Here is a 17,393-nt window from a genome sequence, read left to right as displayed (position 1 = left end):
CCTCGAGCCTAACCGCAAAGCGGTGACGACGCCGTCCGCTGTAGAGCCGAGCCCATGCTCGGCTCCCTCATCAGCCGAGCATGGGCTCGGCTCTACAACTCAGCACTCGATGACGTTCACCGCCAGCCCGCCGCGGCTGGTTTCCTTGTACTTGTCCTGCATGTCGCGGCCGGTATCGCGCATGGTCTTGATGACCTTGTCCAGCGACACCTTGTGCTTGCCGTCGCCGCGCATGGCCATGCGCGAGGCGTTGATCGCCTTCACCGCGCCCATCGCGTTGCGCTCGATGCACGGAATCTGCACCAGGCCGCCGATCGGGTCACAGGTCAGGCCGAGGTTGTGCTCCATGCCGATTTCCGCCGCGTTCTCGATCTGGCTCGGGTTGCCACCCAGCGCGGCGACCAGGCCACCGGCGGCCATCGAACAGGCCACGCCGACCTCACCCTGGCAGCCCACTTCGGCGCCGGAGATCGAGGCGTTTTCCTTGTACAGGATGCCGATCGCCGCCGAGGTCAGCAGGAAGTCGAACACGCGCTGTTCGTTCGCGCCGGGGCAGAAGCGGTCGAAGTAGTGCAGCACGGCCGGCAGTACGCCTGCCGCGCCATTGGTGGGCGCAGTGACCACGCGCCCGCCGGCGGCGTTTTCTTCATTGACGGCCAGCGCGTACAGGTTGACCCAGTCCAGCGTGGTCAGCGGGTCGCGCATCGCCGCTTCCGGCTTCGACGACAGTTCGCGGTACAGCGCCGGTGCGCGGCGGCCCACTTTCAGGCCACCCGGCAGCACGCCTTCCTCACGGATGCCACGCGCCACGCAGGCCTGCATCGCGCTCCAGATCTCGCGCAGGTTGTCGCGGATCTCGTCTTCGCTGCGCCAGCACTTCTCGTTCTCGAACATCAACTGGGCGATGCTCAGGCCACTGCGTGCGGTCTGCGCCAACAGCTCGTCGCCGCTCTTGAACGGGTAGGGCAACGGCGTTTCGTCCGGCACGATGCGGTCATCGGCCGCATCGTCCTGGTTGACCACGAAGCCACCGCCGACCGAGTAGTAATCGCGGGTGGCCAGCACTTCGTCATCGGCGTTGTACGCGGTGAAGCGCATGCCATTGGTGTGATAGGGCAGCTTCTGCCGCTTGTTCAGGCCGAGGTCGCGCTTTTCGTCGAAGGCGATCTCGTGCTGGCCCATCAGCACGATGCGCTTGCTGCTGCGGATGCGCTCCAGCGTGGACGGGATGATGTCCGGGTCGATCAGGTTCGGACGCTGCCCTTCCAGGCCCAGCAGGATCGCCTTGTCGGTGCCGTGGCCGCGACCGGTCAGCGCCAGCGAGCCGTACACATCGGCACGGATGCGCGCGACCTCCCCCAGCTTGCCCGGGTCGAGCAGCCAGCGATGGATGAAGCGCTCGGCGGCCCTCATCGGCCCGACGGTGTGCGAGGAGCTCGGGCCAATGCCGATCTTGAAAACGTCGAACGTGCTGACAGCCATGGTTGCCGTACTGCGGGTACCGGGAGAGACCGCTATTCTAGCGGTTCACGCCGCACTTCCATGACTGCGGCGCAGCATTTCCGCCAAGGGAGCAAACCCCGGTGTTGACCCTGTTCCAGCGTGACGACTGCCATCTGTGTGACATGGCCCTGGCCGAACTGGCGAAGGCGCGGGCGCCCGAGTTCGAATCGGTGTTTCTCGATGACCAGCCGGCGCTGGAGGCGCGTTATGGGGCGCGGCTGCCGGTGCTGCGTGATGAGACCGGCGGGCGGGAGCTGGACTGGCCGTTCGATGCGGCGGCGGTGCAGGCCTGGTTGGCCGCCGGCAGGTAGCGCCGGGCCATGCCCGGCGAGCGCGAAGCGCGGCCATCGGGGAAGCCGCCGGGCATGGCCCGGCGCTACCGCGGACGCCAGGGCGTCTTATTTCGCGTCGAACTTCACGATCGTGCTGATCGCGGTTTCGTCCGGGATGGTCTTGGTATCGGCCCAGTCGCCACCGCCGACACCGAAGTCCAGGCGCTTGACCGTGGCCTTGCCGGTCAGCACCGGCTGTGCGCCGGGCTTCCAGGTGAAGGTGAAGGTGACCGGCTTGCTGACGCCACGCAGTTCCAGCGTGCCATCGGCGGCGAACTGGTCGTTGCCAAGCGCGCGGAAGCCCTTGGCGGTGTAGCGTGCAGTAGCGAACTTGCCGACGTTGAAGAAGTCCGCGCCCTGCAGGGTGGAGTCGCGATCGCTGTTGCCGCTCTTGGCGCCGGCCAGCGGAATCACCACGTCCAGCGAACCGGCAGCCGGGTTGGCGGGGTCGAAGCTGAGCTTGGTGGCGAAGCCCGGGAAGCTGCCGGTGAACACTTCACCGTCGTACTTGGTGGCAAAGGCCAGGAACGAACCGGCACCTGGGGCCTGCGCGTAATCGGCGGCGAGCACCGGTGCGGTGGCCAGCATGCCGGCAAGAGCGGCGGCCACGGCGGCCGGGGTGGTCAGTTTCAGGTTCATCGGTCAATCCTTCTGGGGAGAGGCGAGCCAGCCACGCGGCAACATCCGGGACAGGGTGGCATCGCGCTGGAACAGGTGGTGGTAGAAGGCAGCACCGGCATGGGCCAGTACCACCGCGATCAACAGCCAGAAGCCGTATTCGTGCAGCGCGTGGGAAACCGCCACGACCTGCGGGTCCGGTCCGCTCAGCTTGGGCACCTCGACCAGGCCGAACCAGCGGAACGGGCGCAGGCCGCTGGCCGAGTCGTACAGCCAGCCCGACAACGGGATGGCGAACATCAGCACATACAGCAGCACATGGGTGGCGCTGGCGATGCGCTCCTGCCAGCCCGGCACGCCGGGTACCGGCTTGGGGGCACCCGCATACAGGCGCCAGCCCAGGCGCAGCACCACCAGTGCCAGCACGGTGATGCCGATCGACTTGTGCGCGGTATAGACCCAGAAATACTTGGGCGTCTTCGGCAGTTCGCCCATGGTCAGGCCGACGATGCCCAGGGCGAGAATCAGCAATGCGATCAGCCAGTGCAGGGTCTGGCTGACACTCCCCCAGGCGGCGGGGGTGTTCTTGGCGGTCATGAAGGGTCCTTGGTGGCCGTCTGGCTGTCGGAGTGGGGATGGGGCGCGGGAGTTCCCGCAGAATCGCTGCGGTCGAGCGTGGCTTCAGCCTCGATCCGCACCTGCACCGCATCACCGATCACGCCCGGCCAGGCGGTGATGCCGAAGGCGCGGCGGCTCAGTGTCGTGGTGGCGGAGAATCCTGCAGTACGCCGGAACGGCGGCAGCGGATAGCGTTTGACCTGGTTCAAGGTCACCTCCAGCGTGACCTCCTGGCTGACCCCGCGCAGGGTCAATGTCCCGGTCACGTGGGCACGTTTCGCGTCGATCGGTTCGACATGGTGGGAGACGAAGCGGGCGGTGGGAAAGCGTTCGCCATCGAGCAGGCTGCGCGCCAGCGTGGCCTGGTTCCACTTGGCATCACCCAGGTCCAGTCGTGCTACCGGAATCTCGACGTCCAGCGTTGCATCCCGCCAGTTGTCGCTATCGAACTGCAGCTGGCCCTGGCTTCCGGAGATCGTACCCAGCGCCTGCGAGTACCCGGCATGGTCGATCGCGAACAGCACCCGGGTGTGCACCGGATCGATGCGGTAGGCATCGTTGCCCGCCCAGGCGGGGGCGACGGCAAGCAGCATCGGCAACAGGGCCAGGCGGAGGCGCATCGGCGGTGGGCTCAGGGAAAAAGACCGCTTGATCATACCCATAGCCCTTGCGCAACGCTGTGTGCACGGCTGCAACAGTTCGTGGTGCCGATGTGGCCGGAAACAGGCTGTTGCAGCGATGGCTGCAGCCCTGTGTGACAATCGGCACAGGACAGGGGGTTCAGGATGACGAGCGGCTGGCGCCGGTGGTGCCAAGGCATTGCAGGAGCAGGTCTGGTGCTGTTGGCGCTTTGCGCTGCAGGCGCGACCTTGGACATGGCCGGGGAAACACCGCGCCTGCGCCGTTTCGGTGCCGCCGAGGGGTTGCCCTCGCGCATGGTGGTCGCGCTGGCCGAAGACCGTCAGGGCCGTGTGTGGGCCGCTACCGATGGCGGCCTGGCCCGCTATGACGGCGGTGAACTGCGGGTGTGGCAGCACGACCCGGCACAACCGGATTCGCTGCCCGGCAACGAGATCGAAACCCTGCTGGTCGATCCGCTCGACCGGATATGGGTCGGCATCAACGGCAAGGGGCTGGCCCGCCTGGATGCCGACCGCGAGCGCTTCAAGACCTTCGATTCCGTCACCGAAGGCTGCCAGGGGCAGTTCTGGACCTTGGCCTACGCCGAGCACGCGCTGTGGATCGGCAGCAGCAGCCATGGGGTCTGCCGTTTCGGCGAAGACGGCTCTTTGCGACATTTCCAGCATGATCCGGCGCAGCCCGGCGGACTGCCCAGCAACACCGTCTTCAGCAGTCTGGTCGACGCGCAGGGACGGCTGTGGGTGGGAACCGAAACCGGCGTGGCGCGCTGGAACGGCCAGGCCTTCGAAGTCGTGGCGCCGCGCGAACTGGCGGCGGTCAGCGTGCTGCGGCTGAGCCGCGATGCCGATGGCGCAATCTGGGTCGGCACACAGAACGACGGCCTGTACCGCATCGATGCGCAGGATCGGGTAACGCGACCGGCCTGGGCCGACAGCGCCGGCCTGCGCTCGGCACTGGTGCTGCCCGACAGCCGCGGAGGCTACTGGGCGGGAACCTCCGATGGCCTGCTGCGCGGTGACGGCCAGGTGCTGCGCAAACTGGAGGGCGACCGTGGCAGTGGCTTCCTGACCGGCCATAGCGGCGTGCTCGATCTGCTGCAGGATCATGAGGGAGGGCTGTGGGTCGCGCTGTTGACCCAGGGCCTGGCCTACCTTCCGCCAGACTGGCGGCGTTTTTCGACCTGGTACCAGTTCGATGGCAAGCCGCTGGACAGCCAGTACCTGCTGAGTGCCGCCAGCGATGGTCGCAGCTACTACGTTGGTTCTGCGCACGGTGTCTACCAGATCGATGCACAGGGGACGTTGAGCCTGCTGGCCAGCGACCGCGAGCTGGGCGGCGGCGCGGTATGGTCGGTGCTGCCACGTCCCGATGGGCGGCTGTGGCTGGGCCGCGCCGGACGCATCAGCGTCTATGACCCGGCCACCCGCGCGCTGCGCGACTGGCGCATCGGCGGCGGCTCCGACCTGCGACAGCGGATCGATCTGATGCGGCAGGCGCCTGATGGCACGGTCTGGGTGTCGGTGATGAATCTGGGCCTGCAGCAGCGCAGTGCCGAGGGTCGCCTGTTGCGCAGTTTCGATGGCGCCATGCTGCGTGGTGATACCGATGCACCGGTAGAACAGATCCGCTTCGATGCCACGGGGCGGGCCTGGGTGATGGGGGAAACGGGGATCCTGCGCGAGCAGGGGGACCGCTTTGAAGCGGTGCCAGGCGTTTCCCGGGGCCCGATCTACGATCTGGTGTGGATCGATCCCCGGCAGATGTGGATCGCGCGCCAAGGGGCGTTCGAACGCTACCAGTGGGATGGCCTCAGCCTGCGCCTGATCCAGCGCATCGATGCCGGCGCCGGCGTGCCGCCGGTCAGCATGGGAGGGCTGGCCCTGGCCGCGAACGGACAGCTGTGGGCGACGACACCGCGAGGCCTGCTGCGCTGGGATCCGAAACAGCGTCGCCTGCAGATCTTCAACGAGCGCGACGGCCTGCTCGATGCCGAGTTCACCGGACGCCCGCCGGCAATCGATGCCGATGGCCGGGTGCTGGCCGTTACCCAGACCGGCATGGTGGGTTTCGATCCGAATGCTGCGGATGTCGAACTGCCGCCGTCGCAACTGGTGATCGCGCAGGTGCGCGTGCGTCGCGACGATGCGCGCGGCTGGCAGCCCCTGCCAACCTCCGGCCTGCTGTTGCTGGGGCCCGATGACCGTGACCTGCAGATCGATGCGCGGCTGCTGTCCTACGCCAACCCGCAGGGCAACCGCTACCGGTTCCGTGTGGAGGGATACGACCAGAACTGGGTGGAACAGGGCGGGGATGGCCAACGTACGCTGTCGCGGCTGCCGCCCGGGGCCTATGCGATCGAGGTGCAGGCCGCATCGGCCAGTGGCCCGTGGACGCCCTCGCAGCAGCTGCACATCAAGGTGTTGCCACCCTGGTGGCGCAGCAGCATGGCGATCTTCGGCTATGTGATGCTGGGCTCGCTGTTGCTGCTGGCACTGCTGTGGTTGATCCGCAGGCGGCTGCGGCGGCGCCAGCAGTGGCAGTTGACGGTGCACAAGCAGCAGATCGCCGAGCAGGCATCGCAGGCCAAGAGCCGCTTCCTGGCGACCCTGGGCCACGAGGTGCGCACGCCGATGACCGGCGTCCTGGGCATGAGCGAACTGCTGCTGGCCACCGAACTGGACCCGGTGCAGCGCAGCTATGCCGGCTCGATCCAGCAGGCCGGCAGCCATCTGCTGCGCCTGGTCAACGATGCGCTGGACCTGGCACGGATCGAGGCTGGCCGACTGGAACTGGACATCCGGCCGTTCGACCTTGGCGGATTGCTGGACCAGGTGCAGGCGCTGATGCAGCCGATGGCGCAGCAGCGCAGGCTGGCGTTCCGGCGTGAGGGGGACCTGCCAGGCCCGATCTGCATCAGTGGCGATGAGATGCGCGTCCGTCAGATCCTGCTGAACCTGCTGGGCAATGCGATCAAATTCACCGAGCGCGGCCATGTCGGACTGGCGGCGCGCCTGGACGAGAACGGCGGCGTGGTGACCTTCGAGGTCAGCGACAGCGGGCCGGGCATCAACGCCGAGCAGCAGCAGCGCCTGTTCCACCGCTTCGAACAGGCCGATGGCCCGCGGACCGCGTCGCGCTATGGCGGCAGCGGGCTGGGCCTGGCGATCTGCCAGGAACTGGCGGTGGCAATGGGGGGCCGCATCGATGTCGACAGCCAGCCGGGGCGTGGCGCACGTTTCGCCGTGCGGCTGCCGCTGCCCTGGAGCCGGCAGCAGGCCTCCAGCGATGGCGAGGCAACGTTGCCGACACTGCCTGCCTTGCGCATCCTGCTGGTCGAGGATGATGCAACCGTTGCCGAGGTCATTGCCGGCCTGCTGCGCAGCCGTGGCCATGAGGTGGTGCATGTGCTGCATGGCCTGGGCGCGCTGTCGGAGATTTCCACCGAGGGCTTCGATGTCGGTCTGCTTGACCTCGACCTGCCTGCACTCGACGGCACCGCCATCGCCCGCCAGCTGCGCGCGATGGGCTACGAGCTGCCGTTGGTGGCCGTTACCGCGCGCTCGGATGCCTACGCCGAGACGCAGGTGCTCGCGGCCGGATTCGATGGTTTCCTGCGCAAGCCGGTGACCGGCGATCTGCTGGTGGCGGCGATTGCCCAAGCGCGCAGTAAACGCCAGATCATCAGCTGAGTACGGCATCTTGCGGCGTGAATCGCGCAACTTTCGGTTTACCATGCCGACGCCCACGGCGTGGGCATCATCAACAGCAGCGTGAGGAGGCCATCGGTGGTGTATCTGCGGGCAGTGACGCTGCTGATGCTGCTGCTGTGCTGCCTGGTGCCCGCTGCCGCGCAGCCGGTGCCACCTTCGCCGCGGCAGGTCACCGTGTTCGATGGGCTGCCATCCAACACCGTCAACCGCATGGCCGAAGACCGCTACGGCTACCTGTGGATTGCCACCAACGATGGCCTGGCCCGCTACGACGGGCGCAACTACCGCATCTGGCGTTCCGAGGATGGCCTGCGCGACAACCGCATCTGGAGCGTACTGGTCGATGCCCGCAACGAGCTGTGGATCGGCACTGAAAATGCCGGCCTGGTGCGGATGTCGGCCGACCGCCGGCAGCTGCGCTTCTACGACCGCAGCAGCCAGCCGCTGATGGGCAGCAACACGGTCTGGAGCCTGGCTGCGACGCCGGATGGCGCGATCTGGTTCGGCACCCACGAGGGCGGCCTGTACCGGCTGGACAGCAATGACCGTCTGCAGCGGTTCCTGCCCGAAGCCAACAACCCGCGCAGTCTGCCAGCCGCATCGGTACCGTACCTGGCCACGCTTGCCGACGGCAGCCTGTGGGTCGGCACCAAGCATGGCGTGGCGCGCTGGACCGGCACCGATTTCGAACGCATCGGCGGCGACCTGGTGCCCAGCCTGCTGATCAATGGTTTGACCGCCGAGCCCGACGGCAGCCTCTGGATCAGCACGCTGGCCGGGGCCACCGTGCGCCGCCCGGATGGCCGTTTCGAATCCGTGCCCTGGACATTGCCGGCCGGTGACCAGGTACTGGGCATGATGCTGCGCGACGAGCAGGGCGGGCACTGGCTGGATACCCGCAGCGGCCTGGGCCGGGGCATCGATGGCCGTTACCAGACAGTGCCGCTGTACAGCGCCATCGCCCGTGGCCTGGTGCGACCAAACTGGACCGGTGCCTATGAGGATCGCGAAGGTGGCATCTGGCTGGCCAGCACCAATGCCGGCCTGTGGCATCTGCTGCCGCGCTGGTGGCAGTTCTCGGTGTTCTCGCGGCTGGAGGATGATCCGTCCTCGCTGCGCAATTCCTATGTGCTGGGTACCAGCCCCTCCAGCAATGGTGGCGTGTGGACCGTCGGCAGCCATGGCGCGCTGGACCGTTTCAATCCACGCACGGGCGTGATCGAGCAGCACCGCACCTTCGTCAACGGCATGCATTGGCTGACGTCGGTGCGCGAAGACCGGCAGGGACGGGTGTGGGTGGGCTCGACCGACGCCTTGATGCGCTACGACCCGCGTCGTGGCGAGCTGCGGCGCTGGGGGCGGGACTCCGGCGCGGATGCGACCATGGAAGGCAACATCGAGGCGATGATGACCTGCGATGGCGACAGCCTGTGGTTGATGCTGTCGGCGGGCCTGCAGCAGCGCGACCTGGACGGGCACGTGCGCCGGCAGCTGGAAAACGGCCAGGACGGTCTGCAGGCGGGTCAGCTCAATCTGGACGTGGAATGCGGACCGCAGGACCGGATCTGGCTGGCCAGCAGCCGCGGCCTGCTGCAATGGCAACCGGATGCGCAGCGCTTCCAGCCGGTGCCGGGCGCGCCGGCCACGGCGGTCTATGCCCTGCACGTCGGCAAGGACGGGCAGGTGTGGTTGTCCGAGGATGGTCGACTGTCGCGGTATCTCTGGAGCCAGGGCAGGTTGGAACGGCAGGCGGTGGTGGGCGCGGAGCAGGGCTATCCGGCGATTTCCGCCACCGGTCTGGTGGTCGACGCGCAGGGCGTGGCGTGGGCCACCAGTGCCCGTGGCCTGGTGCGGGTCAGTGCCGATGGTGAAAGCGTGCGTCTGTACGGCGTACACGATGGGCTGCCCAGCCAGGAATTCCGCGAACACACCCTGATCGCAACCGCTGCGGGGCGCATGGTGGCGGGTACCCCCGCCGGCGTGGTGGTGTTCGATCCCGAGCAGGTGCGACCGTCCACTCGGCGTGCGCCGCTGGTGATCGAGCGGGTGGAGGTGCGCCGCAATGAGCAGCTGCTGGACCTGACCCATGACACGCCGCTGCAGATCGCCGATGGCGACCGCGACCTGCGTATCGTCGCGCGCCTGTTGTCCTTCGCCGATTCGGCCTCCAACACCTACCGCTACCGGTTGGCCGGCTACGACCCGGACTGGGTCGAGGTGGGGCCAGCAGGCGAGCGCCTGTTCTCGCGCCTGCCACCCGGTGCCTACCGGCTGGAAGTGCAGGCGCGTTCGGCCGACCACGTCTGGTCGCGGGTGCAGACCCTGGAGTTCCACGTGCAGCCGCCGTGGTGGCGCAGCCTGTCCGGGTTGCTGGTGCTGGCCTCGATCGCACTGCTGCTGACCAGCTGGTTCGCCTGGTTGTACCGGCGCCGGCTGCAGCGCCAGCACGCCTACCAGCTCGCCCTGCACAAGCAGGATCTGGCCGAGCACGCGTCGGCGGCCAAGACGCGCTTCCTCGCCAATCTCGGCCATGAGATCCGCACGCCGATGACCGGCGTGCTGGGCATGAGTGAATTGTTGCTGGCCTCGCCGCTGGATCCGCAGCAGCGCGGCTACACCCAGTCGATCCGGCATGCGGGTGAGCACCTGCTGCATCTGGTCAACGATGCGCTGGATCTGGCGCGGATCGAGTCGGGGCGCCTGGAACTGCAGTCCAACGCGTTCGGTCTCAATCGCCTGCTGCAGGATCTGGCTGCGCTGATGGGGCCGCTGGCTGCGCAGAAGGGCCTGCGGTTCATCCTCGACAACCAGTTGCCCGCAGGGCTGCAGGCGACCGGCGATGCGATGCGGGTGCGGCAGATCCTGCTCAACCTGCTGTCCAACGCGGTCAAGTTCACCAGCCGCGGCAGCATCACGCTGCACGCGCGCTGCGAGGAAGGGCCGCGCGGGTTGCATTTCGAAGTGCGCGATACCGGACCGGGCATCAGCCAGGAGCAACAGCAACGGTTGTTCCGGCGCTTCGAGCAGGCTGACGGCGCGCGCACGGCCGCGCAGTACGGCGGCAGCGGCCTGGGCCTGGCGATCTGCCGCGAGCTGGCCCTGGCCATGCAGGGCCGGATCCGCGTGGAAAGCCAGCTCGGTAGCGGTACCTGCTTCGGTGTCAGCCTGCCATTGCCGTTGCAGCAGGGGGCGGCCAGCGACGGAGGTGCCGATAGCGATGCTGCCGCCGCTGTGGACAATATGCCTTCGCTGCGTGTGTTGCTGGTGGAGGACGACGCGACCGTGGCCGATGTGGTGTGTGGTCTGCTCAGCAGCCGCGGCCATGAGGTGATCCACGCTGCCCACGCGCTGGCCGCACTGCGTGAAATCAGTGCGGGTGATTTCGACGTTGGCCTGCTCGATCTGGATCTGCCGGGCCTGAGCGGTTTCGAACTGGCCCAGCATCTGCGCAACCAGGGCTACACGCTGCCGCTGCTGGCGGTGACCGCGCGCACCGACCCGGATCTGCAGCAGCAGGTGGAAGCGGCTGGCATCGGTGGTTTCCTGCGCAAGCCGGTGACCGGTGAGCTGCTGGTGGAAGCGATCGCCCGCGTGCTGGGGCGGTAGGGGTTCGGCAGGGCTGCGCCCTGCACCTGCAGAGGCAACAGCAACGGCAACGGCCGGAGCAACAGCAACAGCAACAGCGGGCTATCCGGGGGATGGCGGGGTGGGTCCGGTTGCGGGGGACGCCGTAAATACGTCCCTGTAGGCTTGGCCGCGGCATCCATGCCGCGGACACCCCCGCAACCGGACCCACCCCGCCTTCGACAGATTTCCGCGATCTGTCGGAATGGCGTCCTGTGTTGCTGTTGGTGGGTGTCGACCTTGGTCGACACTGTAGATCCACGCCACGCGTGGATGTTTTTCGATCAATTGTCGAAATATTCGATTTCGATGGAGATTCATCCACGCATGGCGTGGATCCATCAGCCACGGAGATCTGTCGAAGGTGGGGCGGTGTCGGATTGCGGGGCGTCCGCGGCATGGATGCCGCGGCCAAGCCTACAGGGACGTACTTGCGGCGTCCCCGCAATCCGACACCGCCCCGCCATCCCACGGATAGCCCGCTGTTGCTGTTGCCATTGCCGTTGCTGTTGCTTGCGCAGTGGCCTCTGCAGGTGCAGGGCGCAGCCCTGCCGAACCCACTACTCCGCTACGTGCTCGACCTCGCGCGGTTCCGGCTTGGTGTCGGGCAGCTGCCAGAAGATCAGCGTCGAGGTCAGGGTGATCGCGCCCACGCACAGGAACGTGGCGTGCAGCGCCGCCGTCGCGCCGTGGCCTTCCAGCTGCGTACCGAACGCGGCCAGCAGGCTGCCTGCAGCCGCCGCACCGAAGCCGGCGGCGAGCATCATCACCATCGACAGCAGGCTGTTGCCGGAACTGGCGAACTCGCGGTCGAGATCGCGCAGGGTGACGGTGTTCATCACGGTGAACTGCAGCGAATTGACCGCACCGAAGAACGCCAGCTGCAGCAGGCGCACGCTCAGGTGCTGGCCCGGTGTCATCAGGATGAAGCTGGCCATCGCCAGGCCGACCAGCACGGTGTTGGTCATCAGCACGCGGCGATAGCCGTAGCGTTCAACCAGCTTCACCGCCAGCTTCTTCGACACCATGCCCGCGGCCGCCACCGGCACCATCATCAGGCCGGCGTTCATCGGCCCCAGGCCAAGGCCGACCTGCAGCAGCAGCGGAATCAGCATCGGCATGGCACTGCTGCCGATGCGCGAGAACAGGTTGCCGAGAATGCCGATGCGATAGCTGGGTACGCGGAACAGTGCCAGCGAGAACAACGGCGCGGTGGAGTTGGCGGCATGCAGCCAGTAGCCCACCAGTGCCGCCAGCCCTGCGACGGTCATCAGCATCACCAGCGCGTGCGGCGTGCCGAGCCCGGAAATGCCATCCAGCGCCAGTGACAGCACCACCATCGCGAACGCCAGCATGGCGTAGCCACGCAGGTCGAAACGGGTGCGATGGCTGGCGTAGTGGTCGGGCATGATCTTCATCGCCGCGATGAAACCGATGACGCCGATCGGCAGGTTGATCAGGAACACCCAGTGCCACGAGGCGATTTCGACCAGCCAGCCGCCCAGGGTCGGGCCGATCAGCGGACCCACCAGGGCCGGAATGGCGATGAAGCTCATCGCACGCAGGAAGTCCTCGCGCGGTACCGAGCGCATCACCGCCAGGCGCCCGACCGGCAGCAGCATCGCACCACCGATGCCCTGCAGCACGCGTGCGCCGACCAGCTGGTGCAGGTGCTGGGCCAAGGCGCAGGCCAGCGAGCCGAGGGTGAACAGGATGATCGCTACCAGGAAGGTGCGACGGGTGCCGTAGCGGTCGGCGATCCAGCCGGAGGCGGGGATGAAGGTGGCCACGGCCAGTGCGTAGCTGAAGACCACCGACTGCATCTGCAGGGGGCTTTCGCCGAGGCTGGCCGCCATCGCCGGCAGCGCCGTGTTGACGATGGTCGAGTCCAGCATCTGCATGAAGATCGCCAAGGACACCAGCCACAGCAGTGGGCGCTGGCGGGTGTAGGTCGATGGCGATGTGGACATGGCGTGCGGCCGGTGCAGCGTGGGGGACGCCATGATCGCGCACTGCGGGTCACGGCGCGATCAACATCGCGCCGCGATCGCATGCGGAATGTTCAGCGTTGGCTGTGCGCGTGCACCGCGTCGACCAGCACCTGTACATGGGCCGGGTCCATGTCCGGCGACATGCCGTGGCCGAGGTTGAACACATGGCCCTCGCGCGAACCGCCATTGCCGGCGGCATAGGTGTCGAGCACGCGCGCGGCGGCGGCGGCGATCGCATCGGGCGAGGCGTACAGCGTGGTCGGGTCCAGGTTGCCCTGCAGGGCAACGCGGCCACCGGTGCGGCGCAGTGCTTCATCCAGGTCCAGCGTCCAGTCCAGGCCGAGCGCATCGGCGCCGGTCTGCGACAGCGCTTCCAGGTGCAGGCCGGTGCCCTTGCCGAACAGGATCAGCGGCGTGCGCTCGCTGCCTTCGCCGCGCTCCAGGCCTTCGGCGATGCGCTGCAGATAGCGCAGCGAGAACTCGCGGTACATCGCCGGCGACAGCACGCCGCCCCAGGTATCGAACACCTGCAGGGCCTGCGCACCGGCCGCGCGCTGCGCGCCGAGGTAGGCAATCACCGCGTCGGTGGTCACTTCCAGCAGACGGTGCAGGGCCTGCGGATGATTCAGCGCCATCGCCTTGATGCGGGCGAAATCCTTGCTGCCGCCGCCTTCGACCATGTAGCAGGCCAACGTCCACGGGCTGCCGGAGAAACCGATCAGCGGCACCTGGCCGTCCAGTTCGCGGCGGATCAGGCGTACCGCGTCCATCACATAGCCCAGGTCCTGTTCCATGTCCGGCACCGCCAGCCTGGCGATGGCCGCTTCATCGCGCACCGGGTGACGGAACTTCGGGCCTTCGCCTTCGACGAAGTACAGCTCCAGGCCCATGGCATCGGGAATGGTTAGGATGTCCGAGAACAGGATGGCCGCGTCCAGCGGGAAGCGGCGCAGCGGCTGCAGGGTGACTTCGCAGGCGATCTCCGGGTTCTTGGCCATGGCCAGGAAGCTGCCGGCCTTGGCCCGGGTGGCGCGATATTCCGGCAGATAGCGGCCGGCCTGGCGCATCAGCCAGACGGGGGTGCAGTCCACCGGTTCGCGGCGCAGGGCGCGCAGCAGGCGATCGTTGCGGAGAGGGCTGGTCACAGTGGGCATTCCTTGGGCGAAAAGGGCAGCGGCGCAGTCAGTCGCCGTGCGAAAGAATCTGGAAGCCCCGATGCAGTTCGGCATCGCGGGCCTTCTCGTAGGCGTGGCGGGCTTCGTCGGCCTTGAGGTACAGCTCGCGCCGCAGCTGCGAGCGGGCGCCGACGCGGCCGGATTCGCGCAGCAGCTCCCAGCCGCCGAACAGGTCCGGGACCAGGGTCAGGCGCAGGAAGCGCGGTGCCTGGGCACCGTCGGCGGGTTGTTGCAGGTGGACGTGCATGGCGTCGATTGTATCGCCCCGGGGCGGCACGGACCTGTAGAGCCGAGCCCACGCTCGGCTGCGCTTCATGCCGCGGCACAATCCGGTTGCGCCGGGCCATGCACGGCGACCGCGGAAGCGGTCAGCCTGCGTCCAGTACCTTCAGTACCGCCGCTTCATCCACGTCCGGCACCACTTCGGCACGGCCGATGCCACGCCACAGCACCAGGCGCAGGCGGCCGGCCACGTTCTTCTTGTCCAGGCGCATGCGGCCGAGCAGGGCCTGCGGGTCCAGTCCGGCGGGGATGGCCACCGGCAGGCCCAATTGCTCCAGTAGCGCCTGCAACCGCACGCGGTCGGCGTCGTCGGCCAGGCCCAGGTCAGTGGAGAGGCGGGCCGCCAGCACCATGCCCACCGCCACGGCCTCACCGTGGTTGAGCGCATCGCGCCCCGGTGCGGAGTAGCCCTGTTCGGTTTCGATGGCGTGGCCGAAGGTGTGGCCGAGGTTGAGCAGGGCGCGCTCGCCCTTCTCGAAGGGATCGCGCTCGACGATCGCCGCCTTGTGCCGGCAGCTGCGGGCGATGGCTTCGGCGATCACGGCATCCTCGCCGGCCACCAGGGCGTCGGCATGCTGCTGCAACCACTCGAAGAAAAGCGCATCGCCCAGCGCACCGTACTTCACCACTTCGGCCAGGCCGGCACGCAGCTCGCGCGGCGGCAGGGTGGCCAGCACCCGGGTATCGGCGATCACCGCACGCGGCGGATGGAACGCGCCGACCAGATTCTTGCCGGCCGGGATATCCACGGCGGTCTTGCCGCCCACCGAGGAGTCGACCATCGCCAGCAGCGTCGTAGGCAGCTGCACGCAGTCGACGCCGCGCATCCAGCAGGCTGCGGCAAAGCCGGCGAGGTCGCCGACCACACCGCCGCCGAGGGCGAACACGCAGGCATCGCGGGTCGCACCGAGCGCAGCCAGCGCCTCGATGACCGAACCGAACTCGGCCAGGGTCTTGGAGGCTTCGCCGGCAGCAAGCACATGCTCACCCACGATCAGGTCCGGGCGTGCGGCCAGCAGGGTCTGCCTGACGGCATCCAGATAACGTGGCGCAACCTCGCTATCGCTGACCAGCAGCACATGGCGGCCACGCACATGACTGGCCAGCGCGGCGCCGTCGGCCTGGGCGCCGGCGCCGATGGTGATGGAATAGGGGCGGTCGCCGCCAACGGCGACCTGCAGCAGGGCAGGGGAAGTCATGCAGTGGGGTCCTGTCGCTGCCAGTGCGTGGCCAGCTTGAGCACAAGCTGGGCGGTCGCATCGGCTGCGGTAAACGGGTCGGTATCAAGGGTGACATCGGCCAGGTCGCGATACAGCGGGTCGCGATGCGCGGCCAGATCATGCAGCACCTGTTCGCGGTCCGGCCGCTGCAGCAGGGGGCGCGCCTTGTCGCGTGACAGGCGCTCCAGCTGGGCCGCGACGCTGACCCGCAGGTAGACGACAAAGCCACGCCGGGCGATCAGGGCGCGATTGTCCGGATCGAGCACGGCACCACCGCCCGTGGAAACCAGTTGGCCACGGCCGGCCAGCACCTGTGCCAGTGCCTGGCGCTCATGGGCGCGGAAGCCGGCCTCGCCGGAATGCTCGAAGATCGTGGGGATGCTGGCCCCGGTCGCATCGACGATGGCCTGGTCGACGTCGACGAAGTCCAGCGTGAAGCGCTCGGCGAGGCGGCGGCCGATGCAGGTTTTACCGGCACCCATGGGGCCGATCAGGATCAGGTTCGGAGCGGGATTCATGCCCTCTGATGCTAACACCTCCGTGCCTTGGCCTTTACGTTCTTCACGTCAGGGTGGAGGTTCCTGCGGGGTTTCCCGCGCCTGACGGAGTACCTGCCATGTCGGTTGCCAAGGTCATCGAAATCAATGCGTCCTCGCCCAAGAGCGTGGAGGACGCGGTGCGCAGCGGATTGAAAAAGGTGTCCGGGACGGTCAAGGGCATCCAGGGCGCCTGGATCAACGAGACCAAGGTGGTCACCGACGGCAACGGTGAGATCACCGAATGGCGGGTGAACCTGCGGATCACCTTCCTGGTGGAGTGAGCCTGCTCAGCGCAGCGCCTGCACCTGGCGCTGCGCATCCAGCACCACCATCCGGTCGGCAATGTCCGGCAGCGCACGCAATGCCTGCCGGCTGACCCGCTCGTAGTACTGCACGAAGCGCTCCAGCTGCGGCCGGCTCATGCCGTGCCGGCCCGGCTGTGCCGCCTGCAGGTTCTGCTCCTGCTGCCAGCGCCAACGCGGCACCACCGAGAAATCCGGGGGCTGCAGGAACCACAGGCGATCACAGCGCTGCCACAGCGCCGGGTAGTCGCGGGCCAGTGCCTGGTTGCACCAGCGTCGCCAGCGGCCATCGGCATCGGCCTCGCGCTCGAGTGCGTTGAGGGGAGTATCCAGTTCGGCCTCGTTCTGCGCCGGAGTGCCGAGGAACCAGCCCTCGAACACCAGCAGGTCCAGCGGCTTTTCGAGCTGCGGCCACTGCGCTTCGGGCAGGCGCTCGTCGGCCAGTTTTTCGAAGCGGGGCAGGGCCAGCGGCTGTCGTGCGGCCACTGCATCCAGTACCGCATGCGCCAGCGGCAGGTCATGGGTGCCCGGCGGGCCACGGGTGATCAACAACGGGTGCACCTGCCGGGCCAAGCGCTGGCGCTGGGCGCGGGTGAGGTAGACATCGTCGATGGAGAGCGTTGCGGCGTTCAGGCCACGAGCCTGGGCGCGGGCGACCACCTGCGCGGCCAGCGTCGATTTGCCGCTCCCCTGCAGGCCGCTGATCGCCAATACTGGAACGGCTGTACTGCTGCCCAGCGCGTCATCCAGCGCCTGCTCGACCACTGTTTCGGGGAATCCTTTCACCTGGGGCATGTACGCAGCAGCGACCATGCCGCCACAATAGCCCAAACCGTG

The 17,393-nt window shown here is 67.7% G+C and carries 14 protein-coding genes; 4 read left to right on the top strand and 10 right to left on the bottom strand.

Going from position 1 to position 17,393, the window contains the following annotated elements:
* Positions 1-99 precede the first annotated feature (99 nt).
* Positions 100-1,482: an L-serine ammonia-lyase gene (locus AC13GI_RS15785; RefSeq protein WP_165377854.1), complete on the bottom strand. Its 1,383-nt coding sequence runs from the start codon at positions 1,480-1,482 to the stop codon at positions 100-102.
* A 101-nt stretch (positions 1,483-1,583) separates the two neighbouring features.
* Here AC13GI_RS15785 and AC13GI_RS15780 point away from each other — a divergent pair, with 101 nt between their 5' ends.
* Complete coding sequence (locus AC13GI_RS15780; RefSeq protein WP_099818879.1) at positions 1,584-1,814, top strand: glutaredoxin family protein; 231 nt, start codon at positions 1,584-1,586, stop codon at positions 1,812-1,814.
* A gap of 87 nt (positions 1,815-1,901) precedes the next feature.
* Here AC13GI_RS15780 and AC13GI_RS15775 read toward each other — a convergent pair whose 3' ends face one another.
* The 3 genes from AC13GI_RS15775 to AC13GI_RS15765 are packed head-to-tail and all read right to left on the bottom strand — an operon-like array spanning position 1,902 to position 3,691.
* Complete coding sequence (locus AC13GI_RS15775) at positions 1,902-2,474, bottom strand: YceI family protein (protein WP_099818880.1); 573 nt, start codon at positions 2,472-2,474, stop codon at positions 1,902-1,904.
* 3 nt (positions 2,475-2,477) lie between these two features.
* Positions 2,478-3,050, bottom strand: coding sequence for a cytochrome b (locus AC13GI_RS15770; protein ID WP_099818881.1), 573 nt, complete (start codon positions 3,048-3,050; stop codon positions 2,478-2,480).
* On the bottom strand, positions 3,047-3,691 hold the full coding sequence (locus AC13GI_RS15765; RefSeq protein ID WP_482996771.1) for a YceI family protein: 645 nt from the start codon (positions 3,689-3,691) through the stop codon (positions 3,047-3,049). The genes AC13GI_RS15770 and AC13GI_RS15765 overlap by 4 nt, the downstream gene beginning before the upstream one ends.
* 165 nt (positions 3,692-3,856) lie before the next feature.
* Here AC13GI_RS15765 and AC13GI_RS15760 point away from each other — a divergent pair, with 165 nt between their 5' ends.
* Both AC13GI_RS15760 and AC13GI_RS15755 read left to right on the top strand, forming a co-directional pair.
* Complete coding sequence (locus AC13GI_RS15760; RefSeq protein ID WP_482996770.1) at positions 3,857-7,402, top strand: sensor histidine kinase; 3,546 nt, start codon at positions 3,857-3,859, stop codon at positions 7,400-7,402.
* A gap of 96 nt (positions 7,403-7,498) precedes the next feature.
* Positions 7,499-11,029: a two-component regulator propeller domain-containing protein gene (locus tag AC13GI_RS15755; protein WP_482996769.1), complete on the top strand. Its 3,531-nt coding sequence runs from the start codon at positions 7,499-7,501 to the stop codon at positions 11,027-11,029.
* Positions 11,030-11,607: 578 nt separating this feature from the next.
* Here AC13GI_RS15755 and mdtD read toward each other — a convergent pair.
* The 5 genes from mdtD to AC13GI_RS15730 form a co-directional block, all read right to left on the bottom strand.
* Positions 11,608-13,017 carry a multidrug transporter subunit MdtD gene (gene mdtD, locus AC13GI_RS15750; protein ID WP_380656365.1) on the bottom strand — a complete coding sequence of 470 codons (1,410 nt, stop codon included), beginning with the start codon at positions 13,015-13,017 and terminating at the stop codon, positions 11,608-11,610.
* Positions 13,018-13,109: 92 nt separating this feature from the next.
* Positions 13,110-14,192, bottom strand: coding sequence for a uroporphyrinogen decarboxylase (hemE, locus tag AC13GI_RS15745; RefSeq protein ID WP_032951968.1), 1,083 nt, complete (start codon positions 14,190-14,192; stop codon positions 13,110-13,112).
* 28 nt (positions 14,193-14,220) lie between these two features.
* Positions 14,221-14,460, bottom strand: coding sequence for a WGR domain-containing protein (locus AC13GI_RS15740; RefSeq protein ID WP_099818886.1), 240 nt, complete (start codon positions 14,458-14,460; stop codon positions 14,221-14,223).
* 121 nt (positions 14,461-14,581) lie between these two features.
* Complete coding sequence (gene aroB, locus AC13GI_RS15735; RefSeq protein WP_482996768.1) at positions 14,582-15,694, bottom strand: 3-dehydroquinate synthase; 1,113 nt, start codon at positions 15,692-15,694, stop codon at positions 14,582-14,584.
* Positions 15,691-16,233 carry a shikimate kinase gene (locus AC13GI_RS15730; RefSeq protein ID WP_089236477.1) on the bottom strand — a complete coding sequence of 181 codons (543 nt, stop codon included), beginning with the start codon at positions 16,231-16,233 and terminating at the stop codon, positions 15,691-15,693. Before AC13GI_RS15730 ends, aroB begins: the two co-directional genes overlap by 4 nt.
* A 98-nt stretch (positions 16,234-16,331) precedes the next feature.
* Here AC13GI_RS15730 and AC13GI_RS15725 point away from each other — a divergent pair, with 98 nt between their 5' ends.
* A complete protein-coding gene (locus AC13GI_RS15725; protein ID WP_049465447.1) occupies positions 16,332-16,535 on the top strand; it encodes a dodecin family protein in 204 nt (67 codons plus the stop codon).
* Positions 16,536-16,541: 6 nt separating this feature from the next.
* On the opposite strand, the gene AC13GI_RS15720 is transcribed toward AC13GI_RS15725, so the two are convergent.
* Positions 16,542-17,369: a kinase gene (locus tag AC13GI_RS15720; RefSeq protein ID WP_482996767.1), complete on the bottom strand. Its 828-nt coding sequence runs from the start codon at positions 17,367-17,369 to the stop codon at positions 16,542-16,544.
* Between the last annotated feature and the right edge of the window lie 24 nt (positions 17,370-17,393).

This window comes from Stenotrophomonas sp. 82F1, from assembly GCF_056861525.1.
This window is presented reverse-complemented; position numbering and strand designations above follow the sequence as displayed.